Origin of the sequence: Dactylosporangium sp. CA-233914, from assembly GCF_050942935.1 — a bacterium.
In the GTDB taxonomy this organism is placed as follows: Bacteria; Actinomycetota; Actinomycetes; order Mycobacteriales; family Micromonosporaceae; genus Dactylosporangium.
On record NZ_CP192030.1, the window covers coordinates 12,270,917 to 12,291,629 of the forward strand.

The window sequence follows — 20,713 nt, forward strand, 5'->3', positions numbered from 1 at the left end:
CCCACGGAAGGGAAGCGGGATGCCCTAGGGAAGCAACGCCTCCAGCCGGCGGTTGACCGCGGCCATGGTCGCGCGCACCACGGCCTGGCGCGAGTCGCCGTCCGCGGCGACCACGGCCGAGCCCGTGAGCTGCTCGACGAAGCCCTCGTACATCAGCAGCAGCACGACGACGGCCACCTCGCACCCGCCCAGGGCGACGACCGCCGCGTGCTCGACGTAACAGCGGGCGCGCACGGACGTGTCGGTGTCGACCAGCAACTGGTCGACGGCGGAGGCGGCGGCCATCGCGGCGAGCTTGAGCATGTATCCGTCGAAGTTCGGGCCGCTGGCCACGCCGATGGCCGGCTGGTTGTCGGCCGTCAGGCGAACCTCGACGGTCGCGTCGATGCCCTGCGTGCTGACGTCGACGGACTCGATGACGATCCGGGGCGAGACGATCGAGCCCGGGTTCGGCGTCAGGGCGGGCGCCTTCTGCTCGGCCGGCCGGCGCACGCCGCTGCTGACCGGCCGGCGGCGGCGGGACTCGCGGCCGTACCCCGGCTGGGCGCTGTGCGGCGAGTTGCGCGTCGGCGGCTTGGGCGGCATCACCGCGGTGTCCGTCGCCGGGGCGAACGCGGCGGGCGCGGCCGGCATGCCCTCGGGCAGCAGCGGGTTCTGCTCGGCCGACAGGCCCATGGTGTCGTTGAGCATCCGGGCGACGATCCGGCTGACCTGCCCGGCGTCGGCCTCGTCGGCCAGCTCCAGGCGCAGCGTGTGCATGCCGTCGGCGTTCTTGCGCAGGCTGGCGCGGTGCACGCCGCCGACCGACTGGACCGCGCGGAGCACGCTCTGCACGTCGAAGCCGTCGGGCCGGCTGTCCGGGTCGCCGGGCTCGCTGTCCTCGTCCTCGCGCAGGTAGTTGGTGATCCGGGCGAGCTCGGGCGCGCCGACCGCCGCCGACTGCGGCGCGCCGAGCGTGACCGGCTGCGGCTCACCGGCGGGCACCGGGGGCACGTCGGGCTCGGCGGGAATGCGCTGCGGCAGTTCCAGCGGCGCATAGGCCGGCTCGTGCAGGTCGTCGGCAAACGTCGGCATGACCGGCTCGGCCGGGGCCAGCGCCGAAGCGGAGCCGAGCAGGACGGGCGGCAGCGGCCCGACGAGCGGGTCGTCCTCCGGGACCCGCTGAGTGGGCAGCTGCTGCGGCTGGGCGGAGGCCGGGGGCTGCGGCGGCGCCGGCTCGCGCTGGGCCGGCGCGGCCCAGTCGAACTCGGGCTCACCGGCGGGCTCCGGCGCCCAATGCCGCTGCTCCTGGGGCTGATACTCCTGGGGCGGGTAGTCCTTGGGCTGATACTCCTGGGGCGGGTAGTCCTTGGGCTGGTAGTCCTGGGGCTGATAGTCCTGGGACTGCTGGTAGCGGCCCTGGTATCCCCACTGGCTCGGCACCGGCGGCGCGGGCGCCTGCTCCGGCTCCTGGGGCTGGTTGAACTCATACGGCTGCTGGCCGAACGCCGGCTGGGCCGAGACCGGGCGGCGGACCTCGCCGGTGTGCTCGACCGGCAGCGCGCCGTAGACGGTGCCGGGCGCCGGGGGCGGCGGGGCCGGGACGCTGCTGGTCTCGCCGGTGGAGCTGGGCCAGCCCTGACCGTCGGGCCCGTAGTGGCCGTAGTGCAGCGTCGTGGTGGGCGGCTGAACCGGCGGCGGCGCGGAGACGGGCGGACTCACGGGGGCAAGCATGTCGGAATACGGACCGCGGACCTCGGCCCGGCCGCGCGAGCCGACGCCGTTGACACCGTTGCCGTTCTGACCGCCGTTTGCCCCATTCGTACCGTTGGTGCCGGGCCCGTGGCCGCCGTTGAACCCGTTCACGCTGACGCCGTTGGAGCCCAGGCCGTTGGGGCTGATGCTGCTGAAGCTGCCGGTGACGGACGCCCGGCCCGCGATGGAACCCGTGGCCGGCTCACGCCACGCCGAGACGATCGCCTCCAGGGCGTCGTCCGTCGGCGTCGGGCCACCGATGTGCCCGTCCGGGTATCCGCCACGGCCGCGACCATGGCCCGGAGCTGGGCCAAGGTTCGCACCAGGGTATCCACCAGCCGCATCCGGGCTTCCGGCTTGCCCTGTTTCGTCCACCGCACGCTCCTCCGTCGCCCCTAGGTGAGGCTACCGTGTGGGTGGAAAGGGGGTAAGTTGCAATCTCGACCCAAATCCGGATGGTGAACATGACCTCGGCGATGAGCGGCACTCAGGCGGCCGGTCGACCCGTACGGTTGCCCCGGTCGGCCCGCCGCAAGCAGTTGCTCGCCGCGGCCCAGCAGGTCTTCGTGGCCCAGGGCTACCACGCCGCCGCGATGGACGACATCGCGGAGCGCGCGGGCGTCTCCAAGCCGGTGCTCTACCAGCACTTTCCCGGCAAGCTCGAGCTTTACCTGGCCCTGCTCGACACGCACTGCGACGCGATGGTCTCCCGGGTGCGCTCGGCGATGGAAGCGACCACCGACAACAAGGACCGCGTGCGGGGCGCGATCCAGGCGTATTTCGACTTCATCGACCACGAGAGCGAAGCCTTCCGGCTCGTCTTCGAGTCCGACCTGCGCAACGACCCCGCGGTCCGCGAACGCGTCGACCGCGTCGAGACCGGCTGCATCGCCGCCATCACCGACACGATCATGGCCGACACCGGCGTCAGCCGCGCCCGGGCCGAGCTGCTCGCCTCCGGCCTGGTCGGCGCCGCCGAGATCGCGGCCCGCTTCTGGCTGGCCGGTGGCCGCAAGGTGGACAAGGCCGAGGCGGAGAGCCTGCTGACCACATTGTCGTGGCGCGGCATCGCGAGCTTCCCCCTGCAAGGCGAACACGCCTGATCGCGTTAATCTTCAACCACACTGGGTGTGCGGCCCGACGCGCGGCCGCGCCCGATCAAGGAGGAAGACGTTGGAGGTCAAGATCGGCGTGCAGTACGCGCCTCGGGAACTGGTGCTCGAGAGCAACCAGTCGCCCAGCGAGGTCGAGTCTGCGGTCACCGACGCGATCAGCGGTGGCGATAAAGGTGTTCTGTCGCTCGTCGACGAGAAGGGCCGGCGAGTGATCGTGCCGGTCGACAAGCTGGCCTACGTGGAGATCGCCGAGTCGTCGGCCCGGCCGGTCGGGTTCTCCGCGGCTCGCTGAGATCCGGTCAGCGCAAGGGCCCCCGCGCGGGGCCCTTTTCGTTGCCCTCGCCGCACGGAATGCCGGGCGCTCGCGCCCGGCATTTCCAGCATTTCGGCACAGCCCGGGTCAGTTGTTGAGACCCACCGCGCCCATACGGGCCGTGTGCGCCGTGGTCAGGCGCTTGAGCAACGCCTGGAAGTCGGTGCCGCGGCCGGCCAGCAGGGCCGCCAGCGACGGGCGTTCGCCGGCCACGCGCAGCGACTGGGAGATCGCCTCGCCGACCAGGCGGCGGGCCCACATCGACAGGCGGTTGGCGACCTTCGGGTCGATCGCGATCGCGGCGCGCAGCTCGTCGGCGGCGAAGTCGGCGTGCTCGGAGTCGTGCAGGACGTCGAGGATCAGGTCGCGGTCGGGGGACGCCAGGACGAGGGCGACCTCGCGCGTGAAGTCGTCAGCGATCGCGTCGCCGACATACGCCTTGGTCAGGCCCTCCAGCCAGTCGTTCGGCTCGGTCTGCTCGTGGTAGTCCGAGACCGCCCGCACGTAGGGGGCCATCGCGGCCTCGGGGTCGGCGCCCAGCTCGGCCAGGCGGCCGGCCAGGCGCCGGTAGTTGGTGATCTCGCGGGCCGCCATCTCGCTCAGCACGGCACGGCGGCGCAGGTCGGGGGCGAGGCGGGCGTCGGCGGCCATGCGGTCGAAGGCGACCAGCTCGCCGTACGCGAGCATGCCCAGCAGATCGACGACCGCCTCCATGGGCGGCTCATCGACGGGTGTACCGTCATTCGGGGCGGCGGCCGGAGTGAGATCGGACACGTCGGCACAGTACCCCGCCGGACCGTCGCGCGGTGTAGTGAGCGAATCCGCGTTCGTGTCGGTACACTGGCCGAAATAGTCCGGGCGGACCCTAGCCCTGGCAAACCGGCGTTTGTAGCCCGCGACCATGGTCAAATCGGTCGCGTGTGGCCCGCGCCCTACACCGATCGAGCGCACCCGGCACATCAGGGGCGCTCCCGCGAGAGAGACACCCCGAGCAAAACATGACGATCGACAACACCGAGGCCGCCGAGACGGTGGCCCCCCGCGCTCCTGTGCGCGACGACAGTCCTACCTTCGCCGACCTCGGCGCCCGGCCCGAGACCGTGGCCGCACTCGAGGCGGTCGGCATCACGCGAGCCTTCGCGATCCAGGAATACGCGGTGCCCATCGCCCTGCGGGGCACCGACCTCATCGGTCAGGCGCCGACCGGCACCGGCAAGACCCTCGGGTTCGGCGTTCCGCTGCTGGACCGGGTCACCGCCCCCGGCGAGGGCGCCGACGGGCTCCCGCAGGCGCTGGTCGTGGTCCCGACCCGGGAGCTCGGCCTGCAGGTCGCCCGCGACATCGCGGCGGCCGGCAAGACCCGCGGCGTGCGGGTCCTTCCGCTTTACGGCGGGGTCGCCTACGAGCCGCAGGTCGAGGCGCTGCGCAACGGCGTCGAGATCGTGGTCGGCACCCCCGGCCGCCTGCTGGACCTGGCCAAGGGCAAGCACCTGCGCCTGCACGCCGTGCGCGCGCTGGTCCTCGACGAGGCCGACCGGATGCTCGACCTGGGCTTCCTCGACGACGTCGAGCGCATCCTCACGCTGCTGCCGGAGGAGCGCCAGACGATGCTCTTCTCGGCGACCATGCCCGACCCGATCGTGACCCTGGCGCGGCGGTTCCTGCGCCAGCCGATGACGATCCACGCGCATCACGACGCCAGCACGGGCCCTTCGCCGCTGACGAAGCAGTTCGTGTACCGCACCCATCCGCTGAACAAGATGGAGATCGTGGCGCGGGTCCTGCAGGCCACCGACCGCGGCCTCACCATGATCTTCTGCCGCACCAAGCGCGCCGCGGACCGCCTGGCCGAGGACCTCGACTTCCGCGGGTTCGCCGCCGCCGCGGTCCACGGTGACCTGGGCCAGGGCGCCCGCGAGCGGGCCCTGCGGGCGTTCCGCGCCGGCAAGATCGACGTTCTCGTCGCCACTGACGTCGCCGCGCGCGGCCTGGACGTCTCCGGCGTGACGCACGTCATCAACTACGACTGCCCGGAGGACCCGGACACGTACACCCACCGCATCGGCCGCACGGGCCGCGCCGGCGCGACCGGCGTCGCGGTGACGTTCGTGGACTGGGAGGACATGCCCCGCTGGCGGATCATCGACAAGAGCCTGGGGATGGAGCTTCCGGAGCCGCCGGAGACGTACCACACCTCGGCCCACCTGCTCAGCGACATCGACATCCCGGAGGGCACGACCGGCTCGCTGCCGACGGCCGACCGGAAGCGGGCCGGCCTGTCGGCGGAGAAGCTCGAGGACGTCGAGGGCAAGCCGCGCGGGCGGAGCCGCACCCGCGCGCGTGGGCGCTCCTCGGCGCCGGCCGTCGCGACCGAGACCGCGGAGGCGGCCGAGCCGCGTCGCCAGCGCCGGCGTCGCCGGCGGGGCGAGGTGGACGCCGCCGAGCACGCGGCGTCCACGGAGGGCTCGTCCTTGGCCCCTTCGGAGGATGACGGCGGGGCGCCGGTCGCGGTCGCCGGAGACGAGGCCGGGCCGGGTCGCACTCGCCGGCGGCGCCGCCGGGGTGGCCGTGGACGCGGCGGGGAGAGCGCGGCCGAGTAGAGGTTCATGTTCAGGGCGGGTCCTCGTCGGACCCGCCCTTTTCATTGCACGTCGACCGTGAACTCCGCGCGATGGACGCTTCCGGACTTCTGGAATTCGAAGTACATGCGGTAGCGGCCCGGGCTGGGGGTGGACAGCCAGAACTTGACCGCCCCGCCGACGAGTTGGTCCTCGGGGTGGACGTGGAGGTAGCCGAGGTCGCCGTCGCGGACCACGACCAGGTGACCGTACGCCGCCAGGTAGCGCTCCAGGTCGGTCACGGGCGAGCCGCCCGCGAAGACGCGGAACGACAGGGGCTGGGTGGCGTTGACCTGCGGGGCGCCCTCGAGGGTCACCTTGAAGGTGTCGGCGTCCACCGTACGCGATGCCGGCGGCAGCGGCGCCGGCGTGTAATTTCCACTGACGGTGGCGTCCACGGCGAGGGTGATCGGGGCCTGCTGGCCCGTCGGGTCGAGGGTCACGAAGTCCGCGTAGAGGCGCCAGATGCCCGGGGTGGGCAGGGTCAGCGGGGTCGACCAGGTGCCGTCCGCGGCCAGGTCGGGGTGCAGGTGCTGGAAGCCGGACAAATCATGCTTCACCACGATGAAGTGCATCAGTTTGGCGTGGTTTTCGATGTACTTCGTGACCGGCTTGCCGTCCGGGCCGAGGATCTTGAATGCGAAGCGCTGCTCGGTGGGCTGCGCGATGACCAGCGACTGGGACGGGACCAGCGTGAAGCCGCCCGCACTGAGCGAGAAGCCGCCCAGGTCGCCGATGACCGCGCCACCGTGCGAATGGGACGGGATCGTGGTCGGATTCGCGGCCGCGGACGGTGTGGCCGGCGAGTTCGTCGCCTTGGCGATGCCGAAGCCCAGGAGCAGGGCCGCGACCATCCCGGCCGCCACGAGCGGTCCCTTGAGCAACATGCGACCCACCCTACCGAGGGAACTTAGGTAACTTTTGTCCAAATTGCGACGTTAGTGACACGTGGGGTTTCGCCGCAAGAACTTGCGCAGCGCCGCATCGCTCGTCGTCGCTGGGTTCATTCTCCTGGCGGCGCCGGGAACCGGTCACGCGGATCCGACCGCGGACCGGCAACGGTTGCTGGCCAACGCCTGGCAGGAGCTCGAGGGCGTCGTCGAACGGTACAACGCCGTCCGCGACGACCTGCGGGCCACCGACGTGCGCCTCGAGCAGGTCAACTCGCGCCTGGGGCCGATGCGGGCACAGGTCGACGCCGCCCAGCACGAGACCGATGAGACGGCGGCGGCGCTGTACCGCAGCGGCGCCGTCGGGTCGACGGCCGTGCTGATGTCGGCGCCTTCGCCCGAGTCCTGGATGGACCAGCTGGCGATGCTGGATCAGATCTCGCGCAAGCGGGTCGGGGCGCTGCGGGCGCTGAAGCTCGCGCGGGACGAGCTGGCCACCCAGCAGGCGGAGCTGTCGAAGCTGCAGGCCACGCAGCGGGCTCAGCAGACCGAGCTGGGCCAGCGCAAGGCCACGATCGAGGCGCAGCTGCGCCGGCTCGGCGTCGGGCGTGCGGCCCGGGCGCCCTCGGGTGCGCTGCACGACGGGTTCGTGCCGGCCTTCACCGACGACGCGGCCGGGCGGGCCGTGCGCTTCGCCTACTCCCAGCTGGGCAAGGTCTACCAGTGGGGGGCCGACGGGCCGAACAGCTTCGACTGCTCGGGGCTCACGATGGCCGCGTGGAAGACCGCGGGAGTCGTACTCCCCCACAACGCCGCCCGCCAGAAACAGACCGTCAAGCCGATCACGCGGGCCGAGCTGCGCCCCGGTGACCTGGTCTTCTACTACAAGGACGTGAGCCACGTCGGCATCTACATCGGCGACGGCCGCGTGATCGAGGCACCCCGGGCGGGCGAGCGTATCTCCATGCGACTGATCAACTACGCTCCGGTGATCGGGTACGGCCGCCCGCAGTGATCCTTTCGGTTTTTGTCGGACCCTTCGGCTAGCGTCGGCCTCGTGCGACAGGAAGCCTCGGAAGTTCTCAAGAAGCTCGCCGGAGAAACCGCTGAGCTGCGTGAAGACCAGTGGACGGCCATCGAGGCACTCGTGGCCGGGCGGCGCCGGGTGCTCTGCGTGCAGCGCACCGGGTGGGGCAAGTCGGCGGTGTATTTCGTGGCGACCGCCCTGCTGCGCCGGCGCGGCGCCGGGCCGACGGTGATCGTGTCGCCGCTGCTCGCCCTGATGCGCAACCAGGTCGACGCGGCCGCGCGGGCCGGGATCGCGGCGCGGACGATCAACTCCGCCAACCTGGAGGAGTGGGACGCGATCACCGCGGAGATCGCGTCCGGCTCGATCGACGTGCTGCTGGTCAGCCCCGAGCGGCTCAACAACCCGGTGTTCCGCGACGACGTGCTGCCCAAGCTCGCGGCGACGACCGGCCTGCTGGTGGTCGACGAGGCGCACTGCGTCTCCGACTGGGGCCACGACTTCCGCCCCGACTACCGGCGCCTGCGCACGCTGCTGCTCGACCTGGCGCCCGGCACGCCGGTGCTCGCCACCACCGCCACCGCCAACTCCCGTGTCACCGCGGACGTCGCCGAGCAGCTGGGCGACGCGCTGGTGCTGCGCGGCTCGCTCGACCGCGAGTCCCTGCGCATGGGGTCGCTGACGCTGCCCTCGCCCTCGCACCGGCTCGCCTGGCTCGGCGAGCACCTCGCCGCGCTGCCCGGCTCCGGGATCATCTACACGCTCACCGTCGCCGGGGCGCACGAGACGGCGGCTTTCCTGCGCGGGCAGGGGTATGAGGTCGCGGCCTACACGGGCAAGAGCGAGGACGCCGACCGGCGCGGCGCCGAGGCCGACCTGCTCGACAACCGGATCAAGGCGCTCGTGGCCACCTCGGCGCTCGGGATGGGGTTCGACAAGCCGGATCTCGGGTTCGTGGTGCACCTGGGCGCGCCGTCCTCGCCGATCGCCTATTACCAGCAGGTCGGGCGGGCCGGGCGGGCCGTGGAGAAGGCCGACGTGCTACTGCTGCCGGGCAAGGAGGACGCGGACATCTGGCGATACTTCGCCTCGCTGGCCTTCCCGCCCGAGCACCAGGTCCGCGCGGTCCTCGACGTGCTCGCCACGGCCGCCAAACCGCTGTCCATCCAGGCGCTGGAGCCGCGGGTCGAGCTGCGCCGCGGCCGGCTCGAGCTGATGCTCAAGGTCCTCGACGTCGACGGGGCGGTCCGGCGGGTGCGCGGCGGCGGCTGGGAGGCCACGGGGGCGCCCTGGCGGCACGACTCCGAGCGATACGCGCGCATCGCGCAGGCGCGCGAGGCGGAGCAGGCCGCGATGCTGGAATACGCGGCGCTGTCGTCGTGCCGGCTGGAGTATCTGCGCGGGCAGCTCGACGACCCGCAGGCGGCGCCGTGCGGGCGGTGCGACACGTGCGCCGGCGCCTGGTATCCGACCGACGTCTCCCCCGCCGCCCTCGACGGGGCCCGCGCCCACCTCGGCCGGGCCGGTGTCGAGATCGCACCGCGCCGGCTGTGGCCGACGGGGCTCCCCGCGGTCGGTGTGCCCCTCAGCGGCAAGATCCCACCCGGCGAGCAGTCGCTGCCGGGCCGCGCGATCGGCCGCCTCAGCGACCTGGGCTGGGGCGATCGCCTGCGCACCACCCTCAACGGGCCGGACGCCCCCGTCTCCGACGAACTGTTCAACGGTGTCGTCGCCACGCTCGCCGAGTGGGCCAAGGGCGACGGGCGCTGGGAGCAGCGACCGGTCGGCGTCGTGGTGCTCGGATCGCGCCACGCGCCGGAGCTGGTCGGATCGCTCGGCGCGCGGATCGCCTCGGTGGGGCGGCTGCCGCTGCTCGGGACCATTCCACCCGGCGCGGCCACGGAGACGGCCTCACGGACCAACAGCGCACAGCGGGTGCGCGCGCTCTACGGCGGCTTCGTCGTCCCGCCGGCGCTGGCCGAGGCAGTGCGCGCCGCCGACGGGCCGGTGCTGCTGGTCGACGACATGGTGGACAGCGGCTGGACGATGGCCCTGGCAGCCCGGGCCCTGCGAGAGGCGGGCGCTCAGGGGGTGTTGCCGTTCGCGCTGGCCTTGACCGCCTGAGGCCGGGCCCGGACGGCGCGGGATCGCGTCGAGCGCGCGGAGCAGAGAAGGAAACGAGAACGGGCCCGCGGCGAGGTGAGTGGGAGTGTTCGGGGTCAGTCGACCAGGCGGAGGGCGACCGTGGGGGCGTCCAGGAGGACCGAGGCCGGTTCGGAGCCTACGACCGTCTGCAGGCGGTGGTCGCCTACCACCAGTTCGACGCCGGTGTAGAGCTCGACCGAGTCCCAGCCGACGAGTTCGTAGGTCTTGCGGTAGATGCGCTCGGTCTCCTCCTTGTTGTCGGGGGTCGAGCGCTTCCAGATCAGGGTGCCGTTGTCGCTCAGGTCGGTCACCTGGAGCTTGCCGTTGACGACCGACAGCCGCACGTGCTCCTTGGCGATCCAGGACGCGGCGGCCTCGTGGAGCCACGCTGCCACCGAGATGTCGTCCGGGTTCGCGGGGTCGCGTCCGACGATCACCGGGTGGTCGGCGGCCACCACGAAGCGGCGCCTCGCCAGGTCCTCGACCACGATCGCGACGGCGTAGGCCGGAGGGCGGGGGCCGATGTCCTTGACCGCCTCGCCGTGGCGGGGGCAGGCGGGGACACCGGCTCGCATGCGGGGGACGGGCTGGCCGATCCGGCGATACTCGCCGAAGGCCGGGCACTCGGGCTCCTTGCAGCGCCACTGACGGGCCATCAGCGACGCGCCCACGCCGCTGGGGTCGGCCCTGGTGAAGCGGCGCCGCACGACCCGGGTCCGGCCTTGGCGCTGGGCGCCCCTCGCCGTGAACGTCTGCAAGCCGTCGGGGCGGCCGCCCTTCGGCTCGGCGTCGGCGGAGGCCTTCATGGGCGAGGGCTTGGAGGAGGGCCCCGGCGTGGCGGCGGATTCGGACGGCTCGGAGGGCGCGGCAGAAGGAGACGCGGAAGACCCGGAGGGCGAGGGCGCGGAGGAGGAAGACGGGGACGCGGAGGACGCGAAAGACGGGGACGGGGAAGAGGCGGACGCAGAGGACGCGGACGACGGGGACGCGGACGACGAGGGCGGGGACGCGGAAGATCCGGAGGGCGAGGACGCGGAGGACGCGGAAGACGGGGACGCGGAGGAGGAAGAGGGGGACGGCGAAGACGGGGACGGGGACGCGGAAGACGGGGACGGGGACAGGGAAGAGGCGGACGCGGAGGACGCGGAGGAGGAAGACGAGGACGCGGAAGAGGCGGACGCGGACGACGGGGACGTGGAAGAAGGCGGCTCGGTAGACGAGGGCGGGGAGGACGCGGGATCGGCGGAGGAGGAGTCGGTGGGGGTGTCCGGGGCGGGGGACGGTTCGGCCATCGGCTTTTCCGTGGTCTTGTCGTCCGGGTCCGCGGGGACGATCGGGAGGGTGGCCTTGCCGATCACTACCAGGCGTTCCTTGCCGTCCTTGGGGGGCGTCGGCTCGCCGCCGGGGGTGAGGACCGCGCCGCCGGCCCTCGGGGTCAGGCGGAGGACCCGTTCGGGGCTGTCGGCGATCCAGGGGAAGCGCGTCGCCTGGTGGGGGACGGCCCGCACGACGATCAGGGGCAGGCCGGTGAAGTCGGCGATCTCCGCGGGGCGGTCGGCCACGACCGGGGTCACCTCGATCAGGCCGTCGTCGGCCCAGCGGCCCAGGACCATGCGCTCCTTCGAGGTCAGGGCGGCCTCGGAGAGGACCTCGCGGCCGGCGACCGGGTAGAGCATGGCGCCGGCGTCGATCAGGTAGCGGCTCAGGGCGTCCACCACCATGCCGAGGCGCAGCAGGTTGATCGGGCGGCCGCCGTCCAGCGCCGTGAAGCGGGCCACCTCGGCCAGGTCGACCACGGCCTGGGCCAGGGTCACGTCCGTTGTCAGCCGCTGTTCGATCGTGTCCATGACCCGGCTGATCTCGAAACGCACGGCGCCTCCTACCTTCGAACCCGACACCCTAAGGCGAGGCGACCCGCCCAATGTCGGGACGCCACCAGGATCAGACTTGTGTACCAGTCAGGAAGGTTGCACGCCATAACCTACAAAACGACGATCGACTTACGAAAAGGGTCAGTCGTGCTCGTTCTCCTTCTTCTCGTGCTCTTTCTTGGAGTTCTTGGCGGGGCCCTTCACGGCCGGGGCCTTCGTCGGCGAGGGCGGCGCGACCGTGGTGGTGACGGCCGGGGCCGGCTGCGCGGCGGGGGCCAGCAGGACCGAGCGGCACGCGGTGTCGTTCAGGGCGAAGTCGGTCGGCAGCGCGGCCGATTCGCCGTAGGCGCCGGTGACGCCGAAGTCGGCGCCGCCGGCCAGTTCCAGCACGTCGGCGCCGCCCAGTAGGACGGTCGGGCCGTCCTGGCGCCAGGTCGCGCCGTCCACGGTACCGATGGCCTGGCCCTCGGGCAGGCGGAACCTCAGCGACCAGCCACCGGGGGCGCCCTCGGCCCGGACGTGGAGGTCGGCCTGGAAGTGTCCCTCGGACTCGCCGCGCACGGAGTACTCCACGGCGCAGTCGACGTTCGTAGGCGTGGGGGACGCGGCCGCCATCCACGTCGGCTGCTTGTCCGCGCCGGTAGAGGCGCTGCCGGGCGAGCACATCGCGAGGCCGCCCACCACCGCGGCGGCGACGACACCGGCGACCGCGACGCGGCCGCGCGGGCCGGCGGGGATCCGGGGCAGCGGCAGGGAGCCGGACTGCGCGGGCCGGGGGTCGGCCGCCCGGACGGGGGCGGTCGCCAGCACCCGCGAGGCGAGCGGCGCGGAGGAGAACCGCGCGGTCCGGGAAGCGGCCGAGGACAGCAGGCGGGCCATCTCCCCGGCCGACGGGCGGTTCTCGGGGGCCTTGGCCAGGCAGCTGGTGACGGCGGCGGCGACCGGGGACGGCAGCAGACCGGCCGGCAGGGGCTCGGGGCGTCCGCGGCGATGGAACTCCAGGACGCCGGTGTTGTCCGAACCCGCGGGCCAGGGGAAGTGGCCGGTCAGGGTGCGGTACAGCAGCAGGCCGAGCGCGTAGACGTCGGTGGCCGCGGTGGTGGGCAGCCCGCGGATGCGCTCCGGGGCCACATAGGCGGGCGTGCCCAGGATCTCGTCGTGGCGGTCGCTGTGCTCGCCCGCGACGGCGGAGATGCCGAAGTCGACCAGCTTCGCGCCACCGTCGGTGAGCATGACGTTGGCCGGCTTCACGTCGCGGTGGACCAGGCCGCGGGCGTGGACCGCGGCCAGGGCGGCCGCGAGCTCGCCGCCGGCGCGCAGGATCTCGGCCGTGCTCAGGCGGCCGGCGTCCTCCAGGCAGGGGCCGGTGACGAGCTCCATCACGACGTACGGAACGCCGTCGGGTCCGTGGCCGAAGTCGTAGACCTGGGCGATGTGGGGATGGCTCAGCAGCGCGGCGGCGCGGGCCTCCGCCTGGATGCGCCGCCGGGACACGGGATCGGCGAGCAGCTTCGGGGCCAGCAGCTTGACCGCGACCGGGCGCTCCAGCACCTCGTCGAAGGCGCGCCAGACAACTGACATGCCGCCCGTGCCGAGGGGTTCGATCAATCGGTACCGTCGTCCGTTCAGCCAGTTGCCGTCCACGCCATGGTCATTCCCAGATTCACGTCAGCCACACCAACCTCACTGGCAGGGCGCGCGCCGAGGGCCTCCAGCAGAGCGAGGACGGGCTCGATCTTCTCGTACAGCAGCAGCACCACATCGCCGGGGCGCGCCAGCGCCAGCGCCGCCGGGATCGCCTCGTCGACCGTGCGGACCTCGACGCAGGCGATCTCGGGCGCGAGGCGGCGCAGCTCGTCGTGCAGGATCGCGGGGACCTCGCCCGAGGCCCGGCCGCGCCGGTCGGCGTCCTCGTAGAGCACGACGCGGGCGAACCGGTTCGCGACCACGGCGGCGGACTCGCGCAGCAGGTCGTCGCAGCGGTCGCCGGGCAGCGTGATCGCGGCGACCGCCCGCTCGCAGCCCCAGACCCGCTCGACCAGGTCGCTGACGGCGTCGATGGCGGCCGGGTTGTGGGCGTAGTCGACCAGGATGTGGACGTCGCCGCGGCGCAGGAGCATGCCGCGGCCGGGGTTGTCGGTGGGCTGGGCACCGAACGTGCGCAGGCGCTCGGCGACGCCGGCGGTGGTCACACCGAGCTCGCGGGCGGCGGCGGTCGCGGCGAGGGCGTTGGCGATCAGGTGGCGGGCGGCGCCGCCGAAGCCGCCGCCGAGCTCGTGCGCGGCCAGCAGCGGGACCCAGCGGCGGCCGGCCAGCTCGACGAGCCAGCCGTCGGCGAGCAGGTACGCCCGGCCGCCCGAGTCCCAGTGCCGGCGCACGAGCGGGTTGCGCGGGTCGAGCGAGCACCAGATGATCTCGCGGCCGGGGAACTCCAGCTCGCGGCTGCGGAGATCGTCGGCGTTGAGCACGACCGCGCCGCCCTCGCGCACCCGCTCGGCGACGACGGATTTGAGGTCGACGAGCTCGTCGAGGCTCTCGATGCCGTCCTGGCCGATGTGGTCCGAGGCCAGGTTGGTGATGATGCCGACGTCGCTCCAGTCGTACCCCAGCCCCTGGCGCAGGAGCCCGCCGCGCGCGGTCTCCAGCACGGCCGCGTCGACGGTCGGGTCGCCGAGGACGACCCGGGCCGAGCGGGGGCCGGTGGCGTCGGCGCGCTGGACGAGCCGGCCGCCGATGACCACGCCGTCGGTGGTCGTGACGCCGACGCGCAGGCCGGCCCCGGCGAGCAGGTGGGCGGTGAGCCGGGCGACCGTGGTCTTGCCGTTGGTACCGGTGATGGCGACGATCGGGATCCGCGACGGGGTGCCGGCCGGGTAGAGGGCGTCGACGATCGCGGCGCCGACGTCGTGCTCCTCCAGATGCATCCGCAGGCCGGGGGCGGCGTTGACCTCGATCACGCCGCCGCGGTGCAGCAGCGGCTCCTCGGCGATGTCGGGCAGGCGCAGGTCGATCCCGGCGATGTCGAGCCCGACGAGGCCGGCGACCCGGCGGCACAGGTCGGCGACCGAGGGGTGCACGATCTTCGTCACGTCGACGCTGGTACCGCCGGTCGACAGGTTCGCGTTGTCGCGCAGCCACACCGTCCGGCCGGCCGCGGGCACGTCGTGCTCGCCGAGTTCCTGGCGGCGCAGCAGCGTCCGGGCGACCTCGTCGATCTTGATCCGGGTCAGCGCCCGGGCGTGCCCGACGCCGCGGCGCGGGTCCTCGTTGGCGCGCTCGACCAGCCCGGCGACGTCGGTGTGGCCGTCGCCGACGACGTGCGCGGCGACGCGCTCGGCCGCGGCGATGATCTCGCCGCCGACGGCGAGCACGCGGTAGTCGCGGCCGGCGACCTGGCGCTCGACGACGGCGTCGCCGCCGTCCGCGGTCGCCGCCTCGAACGCGGAGCGCACCGCGTCGGGGGTGTCGATCCCGAGGTACACGTGCTGCCCTTGCCGCCCCCCGCGCGGCTTGACCACGACCGGCGCCCCAAGCTGCGCGAACAGCCGCAGCGCCTCCTCGACCGTGCCGGCCGGTCCACCGGCGGCGACCGGGATGCCGGCGTCGGCGAGCAGGCGGCGGGTGAGCTCCTTGTCGCCGGCGATGTCGACGCCGATGGCGGAGGTCTGGTCGGTCAGGGCCGCCCAGACGAGCCGGCGGTGGCGGCCGTACCCGAGCCGCAGCAGGCTGAGATCGCCGACGCGCTCGACGGGGATGCCGCGGGCCCGGGCCGCCTCGGCGATCGCGCGGGTCGACGGGCCGGACTGCTCCCGCTCGTGCTGCCGCTGCAGCTCGGCGAGGTCGGGCGCCGAGGGCGTCCCGCCGTGCGTCAGCGACACGACCAGCCTTATCGCTGTTTCTAGTAATTTTTCGGACATGTCAGACTCATCCGGCTCGTCTGCCGGGCACTCCATGATGACGTCGAACGCCGACGGGTCCTCGGTGCCCACGGTCCGGCCGAAGCTGACCTCGCGGCCGATACGGTTGGACAGCTCGATCGCGATGTGCTCGGCGGTGTGGCCGAAGTATGTGCCGCCGTAGAGTCGCTTGACGAACCCGCCCGGCGCCCCGGCCGCGCAGTGGTGCTCGGCGAGCCCGGGCAGCAGGTCGAGCAGGCGCTCGGGCAGCCCCGGAAAGTCGCAGGTCTCGCGCCCGGTGAGGTCGTCGAGCAAGACCCGGGTGACCTGAACCGGGCGGACGAGGTACCGGTTGGGCCCCCGCAGACGCCGGCTGCTGTCAATGCGCATGATCCTCTTCCGCTTTCCTCATCGGGGCCCGCTCGGTCAGGTTGAACCGGTGGCCGGCCGGTAGGACGTGCAGTTGGGCGCCCCACAGGGCGATCGGGGCGCCGGCCTCCCCGGCCGGTCCGCGCGAGGGGCAGCTGATGTCGCCGGCCCGCCCGGCGTCGATCACGGTGACGGTGCCGCGGCCGAGCACCTCGAACGCGTCGCCGTCGACGAGGATCGCGGTGTTCTCGTCGATGCCGAGGCCGAGCTCGTGGGGGAACATGGCGATGGCGCTGAGCAGCCGGTTGAGCCGCCCGCGCTCGGCGAAGTGCATGTCGATCAGCACGCCGGGCAGGAACTCCATGCCCGGCCCGGTCAGCACGCTGGACGTGCTCACCGAGGCGATGCTCCCGCCCAGGATCATGGTGCTGGACATCATCGCGGCGCCCGCGCTGGTGCCGGCGAGGATCATGCCCTCGGCCAGCCGCGCGTGCAGCGCCGAGTCGACCTTGGAGCCGCCGAGCACGGTGGTGATCCGCAACTGGTCGCCGCCGGTGAAGAACACGCCGGTGGCGCGCTCGATCGCCGCCACCGCGAGGTCGCCGTTGGCATCGGCGCGCGACTCGAGCCGCAGCGGGGTGACGCGCCCGGCCCCGAGGCGCTGGAAGACGTCGGCGTACTCCTTCTCGCGCTCTCCCGGGCTCTCGCTCGCGGTGGCGATCACGACGAGGTGCGCGTCGCTCCCGCCCGCGAGCAGCACAAAGCGCTCGAGGATCTCGTCATCGCCGGCGTCGTGACTCTCCGCGCCACCGATGACGAGCAGCTGTCCCGCCATCCCACCTCCACAAACTCCTTCATCTTGCAAACCGAGCGCGCCAAGTGCTGCGTGTTTGCCGGTATTGCCCGGACCCGGCCGCCCCCGCCGAAGTTTTGGCAACTCCTTGCATATCGACCAGCGTCTCATTACAGTGAGCGCACTACAGGTGCATGAAACGTTTAAATGAAACGTTTCACAAACCAAGGGAGCCGCCATGCCCCTGCAAAAGCGAACGCGCGCGGCCGCCACCGCGCTCGTCTCGGTCGCGGCGCTCGTGCTCGTCGCGCCGCCTCCGCCCGCCGTCGCGGCCACCCCGGTCGCACTCTCGGGCGCACACTGGATCTGGTACCCCGAGGGCGACCCGCGCGTCAGCGTGCCGGTCGGCTACCGGTACTTCCGCAAGTCCTTCAGCGTCGCCGCCGGCAGCGTGAGCGACGCCCAGCTCGTGGTCACCGGCGACGACACGGTCGACGTCTGGCTCAACGGCAAGCCCCTCGCCGGCTCGCAGCGGGTCGTCGACTCCTGGAAGGGGGCCGTGTACGTCGACCTGGGCAGCGCCCTGGTCAGCGGTACCAACACCATCGCCCTGGCCGCGAAGAACACCACCGCCGGGCCGGCCGGGGTGATCGGGCACGTCCACGTCGTCACCGGCGGCGGGACCACCGATCTCGTCACCGACGCGAGCTGGAAATCCTCGCCGAACGCGCCGGCCGGGTGGGAGCAGCCCGGGTTCGGCGACGGGGGCTGGCCGGCCGCGATGGACCTCGGCGCGTACGGCACGGCGCCCTGGAACACCTCCGTGGTGCTGCCCGACACCAACGCCGCCTCGCCGCTGAGCGTCGCGAGCGCGACCGTCGAGCATCGCACCGACCCGCTGGGCATCGACGCCGCGCAGCCGCGGTTCGGCTGGAAGCTCGCGGCCGGCTCGGGGCAGCAGGAGCAGGGGGCGTACCAGATCCAGGTCTCCACCAGCAGCGCGAACACCGCCGACGTGTGGGACAGCGGCCGGGTCGCCTCGGCGAATCAGGTCGACGTCGTCTACGGCGGGCCGGCGCTTTCGAGCATGACGAAGTACTCCTGGCGCGTGCGGGTCTGGGACACCCAGGGGCGCGCGGGCGCGTGGAGCGCGACCCGGAGCTTCGAGACCGCGCTGCGCTCGCCGGCCACGGAGTGGACCGCCGACTTCATCGGCCAGCCCTCGGTCAACGCCGACCTGTCCGGGGCGAGCTGGATCTGGTACCCCGAGGGCGACCCGGCCGCCGGCGTGCCCGCGGCCACCCGGTACTTCCGCCGCACCTTCTCCCTGACCACCGCCCCGGCGAGCGCCACGCTGGTCGTCACCGGCGACGACACCGCCGACGTGTGGGTCAACGGCGCGCAGGTCAGCGCCTCGCCCCGGATCGTCGACTCGTGGAAGCAAGCGGCGACGATCGACCTCGGCGGGCACCTCACCGCCGGTACCAACACCATCGCGATCTCGGTCCAGAACACCACGGACTCGCCCGCCGGCATGATCGCGAAGCTGTTCGTCACCGGCGGCCCGACGATCAGCACCGACACCGCGTGGAAGGCGTTCAACAGCGCGCCGGGCGGCTGGAACACGAGCGGCTTCAACGACTCGGGCTGGCCCGCGGCCCGGGCGGTCGCCGCGTACGGCAGCGGGCCGTGGGGCTCGAACGTGCTCGTCACCAAGCCGTCCCCGCTGGTGCGCAAGGGCTTCACGGTGAGCAAGGCGGTCGCCTCGGCGCGGCTGCTGACCACCGCGCTCGGCCTGCACGAGACCCGGCTCAACGGGGCGAAGGTCGGCTCCGACGTGCTCGCGCCGGGGTGGACGGACTACGCCAAGCGGCTGCAGTACAAGGAGTACGACGTCACCGGGCAGATCCGGCAGGGCGCCAACGCGCTCGGGGCGTACGTGGGCAACGGGTGGTACTCCGGCAGCCTCGGCTTCGCCGGCAGCCAGCACTACGGCACCCAGCCGTGGTACTCCGCCCAGCTGCTGATCACCTTCACCGACGGCACCACCCAGACGGTCAAGACCGACTCCAGCTGGAAGGTCACCACCGGCCCGATCCGCGCCGACGACCTCTACAACGGCGAGACCTACGACAACCGGATGGCGATCGCCGGCTGGGACGGCCCCGGCTTCAACGACGCCGCCTGGCCGGTCGTCGCCGTGAAGAGCGGCGCCAAGCCCAACCTCGTCGCCCAGGTCGACGACGGCGTCACCGTGCAGCAGGAGTTCCGGCCGGTCGCGATCACCCAGCCGCAGCCCGGCGTGTGGGTCTTCGACCTCGGGCAGAACTTCGCCGGGTGGAACCGGCTGACGATGAGCGCCCCGGCCGGCACCACGGTGCGGCTGCGCCACGCCGAGGTCCTCAACCCCGACGGCACCATCTACACGGCGAACCTGCGCAACGCGCTGGCCACCGACAAGTACACCTTCAGCGGCTCCGGCACCGAGACCTTCGAGCCTCGCTTCACCGTGCATGGATACCGGTACGTCGAGTTGACCGGCTTGCCGTCCGGCTTCACGCCCACGGCCGAGGAGTTGACGGGTCGCGCGGCGTGGACCAGCGGCAGCCAGCTGGGCACGTTCACCACCTCGAACACGATGCTCAACCAGCTGGCGAAGAACATCCTGTGGGGCGAGCGCAGCAACATGCTGTCGGTGCCGACGGACTGCCCGCAGCGCGACGAGCGGCTCGGCTGGACCGGCGACATCGCCATCTTCAGCATGACGTCGACGTTCAACGTCGACGTGCACGGCTTCCTGGACAAGTTCGCCGACGACTTGACCGACGCGCAGCACGCCGACGGCGCGTTCACCGACGTCGTGCCGAGCGTGTGCTGCGGGGCCGGCACCGCGGGCTGGGGCGACGCCGGAGTGATCGTGCCGTACACCCTGTGGCAGCGCTACGGCGATGTGCGCGTGGTTGACGAGCACTTCGCGGCGATGGCCAAGTGGGTTGACTATCTGAAATCAACGTCCGGTGCTGACTTGATTCGTAATCAACCCACCTACGGCGACTGGCTCAACGTCAACGACAACACCGCGCAGGACGTCATCTCGACCGCGTTCTTCGCGTGGTCGGCCCGGCTGGTCTCGCGCATGGCGGCCGCGACGGGCCGCACCGCCGAGGCGAACTCGTACGGCCAGCTCGCCGACCAGGTCGCGGCCGCGTTCACGAACCGGTTCGTCGCGGCGGACGGCACGGTCAGCGGCAACACCCAGACCGGGTACGTGCTCGCCCTCGCCTTCGGCCTGCTGCCGGCCAACCGCGTGCAGCCGGCCGCGGACCGGCTGGCGGCGAAGGTCAACGCCACCGGCGGCCACCTGTCGGTCGGCTTCCTGGGCGTGGAGAACCTGCTGCCGGTGCTGGCCAGTAACGGCCACGCCGACGCGGCCTACACGATCCTCATGCAGCCGGGCTTCCCCGGCTGGGGCTACATGATCGGCTCGGGCGCGACGACGATCTGGGAGCGCTGGGACGGCATCCGCACCGACGGCTCCTTCAACGACCCCGGCATGAACTCCTTCAACCACTACGGCCTGGGCTCGGTCGGCGACTTCCTGTACCGCCAGGTCGGCGGCCTGGGCCCGGCGTCGCCGGGCTACGGCTCGCTGCTGATCGCCCCACAGCCGGGCGGCGGCCTGACCTCGGCGAAGTCGTCGTACGAGACCCCGTACGGCGCGGCGGTGAGCGACTGGTCGATCTCCGGCGGCACCCTGACCCTGCGGGTGACGGTCCCGGCGGGCGCGACGGCCACGGTCAAGGTCCCGACCTCGAACCCGTCGTCGATCGCGGCCCCGGCCCAGGCGGTCCCGTCCGCCCCGGCCACGTACTACCTGCCGTCCGGCTCCTACACCTTCACGGCGACCGCCTGATCCCGTGAACGGCGGCGCGGGCCACTCGC

The 20,713-nt window shown here is 72.6% G+C and carries 13 protein-coding genes; 6 read left to right on the forward strand and 7 right to left on the reverse strand.

Going from position 1 to position 20,713, the window contains the following annotated elements:
- Positions 1-24 precede the first annotated feature (24 nt).
- A complete protein-coding gene (locus tag ACQPY0_RS54865; protein ID WP_432980536.1) occupies positions 25-2,109 on the reverse strand; it encodes a hypothetical protein in 2,085 nt (694 codons plus the stop codon).
- A gap of 89 nt (positions 2,110-2,198) precedes the next feature.
- Here ACQPY0_RS54865 and ACQPY0_RS54870 point away from each other — a divergent pair, with 89 nt between their 5' ends.
- Positions 2,199-2,837, forward strand: coding sequence for a TetR/AcrR family transcriptional regulator (locus ACQPY0_RS54870; protein ID WP_432980539.1), 639 nt, complete (start codon positions 2,199-2,201; stop codon positions 2,835-2,837).
- Between the two features lie 70 nt (positions 2,838-2,907).
- Positions 2,908-3,141: a DUF3107 domain-containing protein gene (locus ACQPY0_RS54875; protein ID WP_432980542.1), complete on the forward strand. Its 234-nt coding sequence runs from the start codon at positions 2,908-2,910 to the stop codon at positions 3,139-3,141.
- A 108-nt stretch (positions 3,142-3,249) separates the two neighbouring features.
- Here ACQPY0_RS54875 and ACQPY0_RS54880 read toward each other — a convergent pair whose 3' ends face one another.
- Positions 3,250-3,936, reverse strand: coding sequence for a ferritin-like fold-containing protein (locus ACQPY0_RS54880; RefSeq protein ID WP_432980545.1), 687 nt, complete (start codon positions 3,934-3,936; stop codon positions 3,250-3,252).
- Between the two features lie 224 nt (positions 3,937-4,160).
- Between ACQPY0_RS54880 and ACQPY0_RS54885 the strand changes: the two genes are divergently transcribed.
- The gene (locus ACQPY0_RS54885) at positions 4,161-5,762 is read left to right on the forward strand and encodes a DEAD/DEAH box helicase (RefSeq protein ID WP_432980548.1); all 1,602 of its coding nucleotides are present in this window, start codon (positions 4,161-4,163) and stop codon (positions 5,760-5,762) included.
- 41 nt (positions 5,763-5,803) lie between these two features.
- On the opposite strand, the gene ACQPY0_RS54890 is transcribed toward ACQPY0_RS54885, so the two are convergent.
- On the reverse strand, positions 5,804-6,667 hold the full coding sequence (locus ACQPY0_RS54890; RefSeq protein ID WP_432980551.1) for a hypothetical protein: 864 nt from the start codon (positions 6,665-6,667) through the stop codon (positions 5,804-5,806).
- A gap of 61 nt (positions 6,668-6,728) precedes the next feature.
- On the opposite strand from ACQPY0_RS54890, the gene ACQPY0_RS54895 reads away from it, so the two are divergent.
- Both ACQPY0_RS54895 and ACQPY0_RS54900 read left to right on the forward strand, forming a co-directional pair.
- The gene (locus ACQPY0_RS54895) at positions 6,729-7,685 is read left to right on the forward strand and encodes an NlpC/P60 family protein (protein ID WP_432980554.1); all 957 of its coding nucleotides are present in this window, start codon (positions 6,729-6,731) and stop codon (positions 7,683-7,685) included.
- A 42-nt stretch (positions 7,686-7,727) separates the two neighbouring features.
- Positions 7,728-9,821 carry a RecQ family ATP-dependent DNA helicase gene (locus ACQPY0_RS54900; RefSeq protein WP_432980557.1) on the forward strand — a complete coding sequence of 698 codons (2,094 nt, stop codon included), beginning with the start codon at positions 7,728-7,730 and terminating at the stop codon, positions 9,819-9,821.
- A 95-nt stretch (positions 9,822-9,916) separates the two neighbouring features.
- Here the strand turns inward: ACQPY0_RS54900 and ACQPY0_RS54905 are convergent, their stop codons facing one another.
- The 4 genes from ACQPY0_RS54905 to ACQPY0_RS54920 form a co-directional block, all read right to left on the reverse strand.
- Positions 9,917-11,713, reverse strand: a complete 1,797-nt coding sequence (locus ACQPY0_RS54905; RefSeq protein ID WP_432980560.1) for an FHA domain-containing protein — start codon at positions 11,711-11,713, stop codon at positions 9,917-9,919.
- A 141-nt stretch (positions 11,714-11,854) separates the two neighbouring features.
- A complete protein-coding gene (locus ACQPY0_RS54910) occupies positions 11,855-13,294 on the reverse strand; it encodes a protein kinase domain-containing protein (protein WP_432980563.1) in 1,440 nt (479 codons plus the stop codon).
- A 44-nt stretch (positions 13,295-13,338) separates the two neighbouring features.
- Positions 13,339-15,999 (reverse strand): cyanophycin synthetase, encoded by a 2,661-nt coding sequence (cphA, locus tag ACQPY0_RS54915; RefSeq protein ID WP_432980566.1) that lies wholly within the window; start codon positions 15,997-15,999, stop codon positions 13,339-13,341.
- Positions 15,989-16,813: a cyanophycinase gene (locus ACQPY0_RS54920; RefSeq protein WP_432980569.1), complete on the reverse strand. Its 825-nt coding sequence runs from the start codon at positions 16,811-16,813 to the stop codon at positions 15,989-15,991. The genes cphA and ACQPY0_RS54920 overlap by 11 nt, the downstream gene beginning before the upstream one ends.
- 196 nt (positions 16,814-17,009) lie before the next feature.
- Between ACQPY0_RS54920 and ACQPY0_RS54925 the strand changes: the two genes are divergently transcribed.
- A complete protein-coding gene (locus tag ACQPY0_RS54925; protein WP_432980572.1) occupies positions 17,010-20,684 on the forward strand; it encodes a family 78 glycoside hydrolase catalytic domain in 3,675 nt (1,224 codons plus the stop codon).
- Positions 20,685-20,713: the final 29 nt, after the last annotated feature.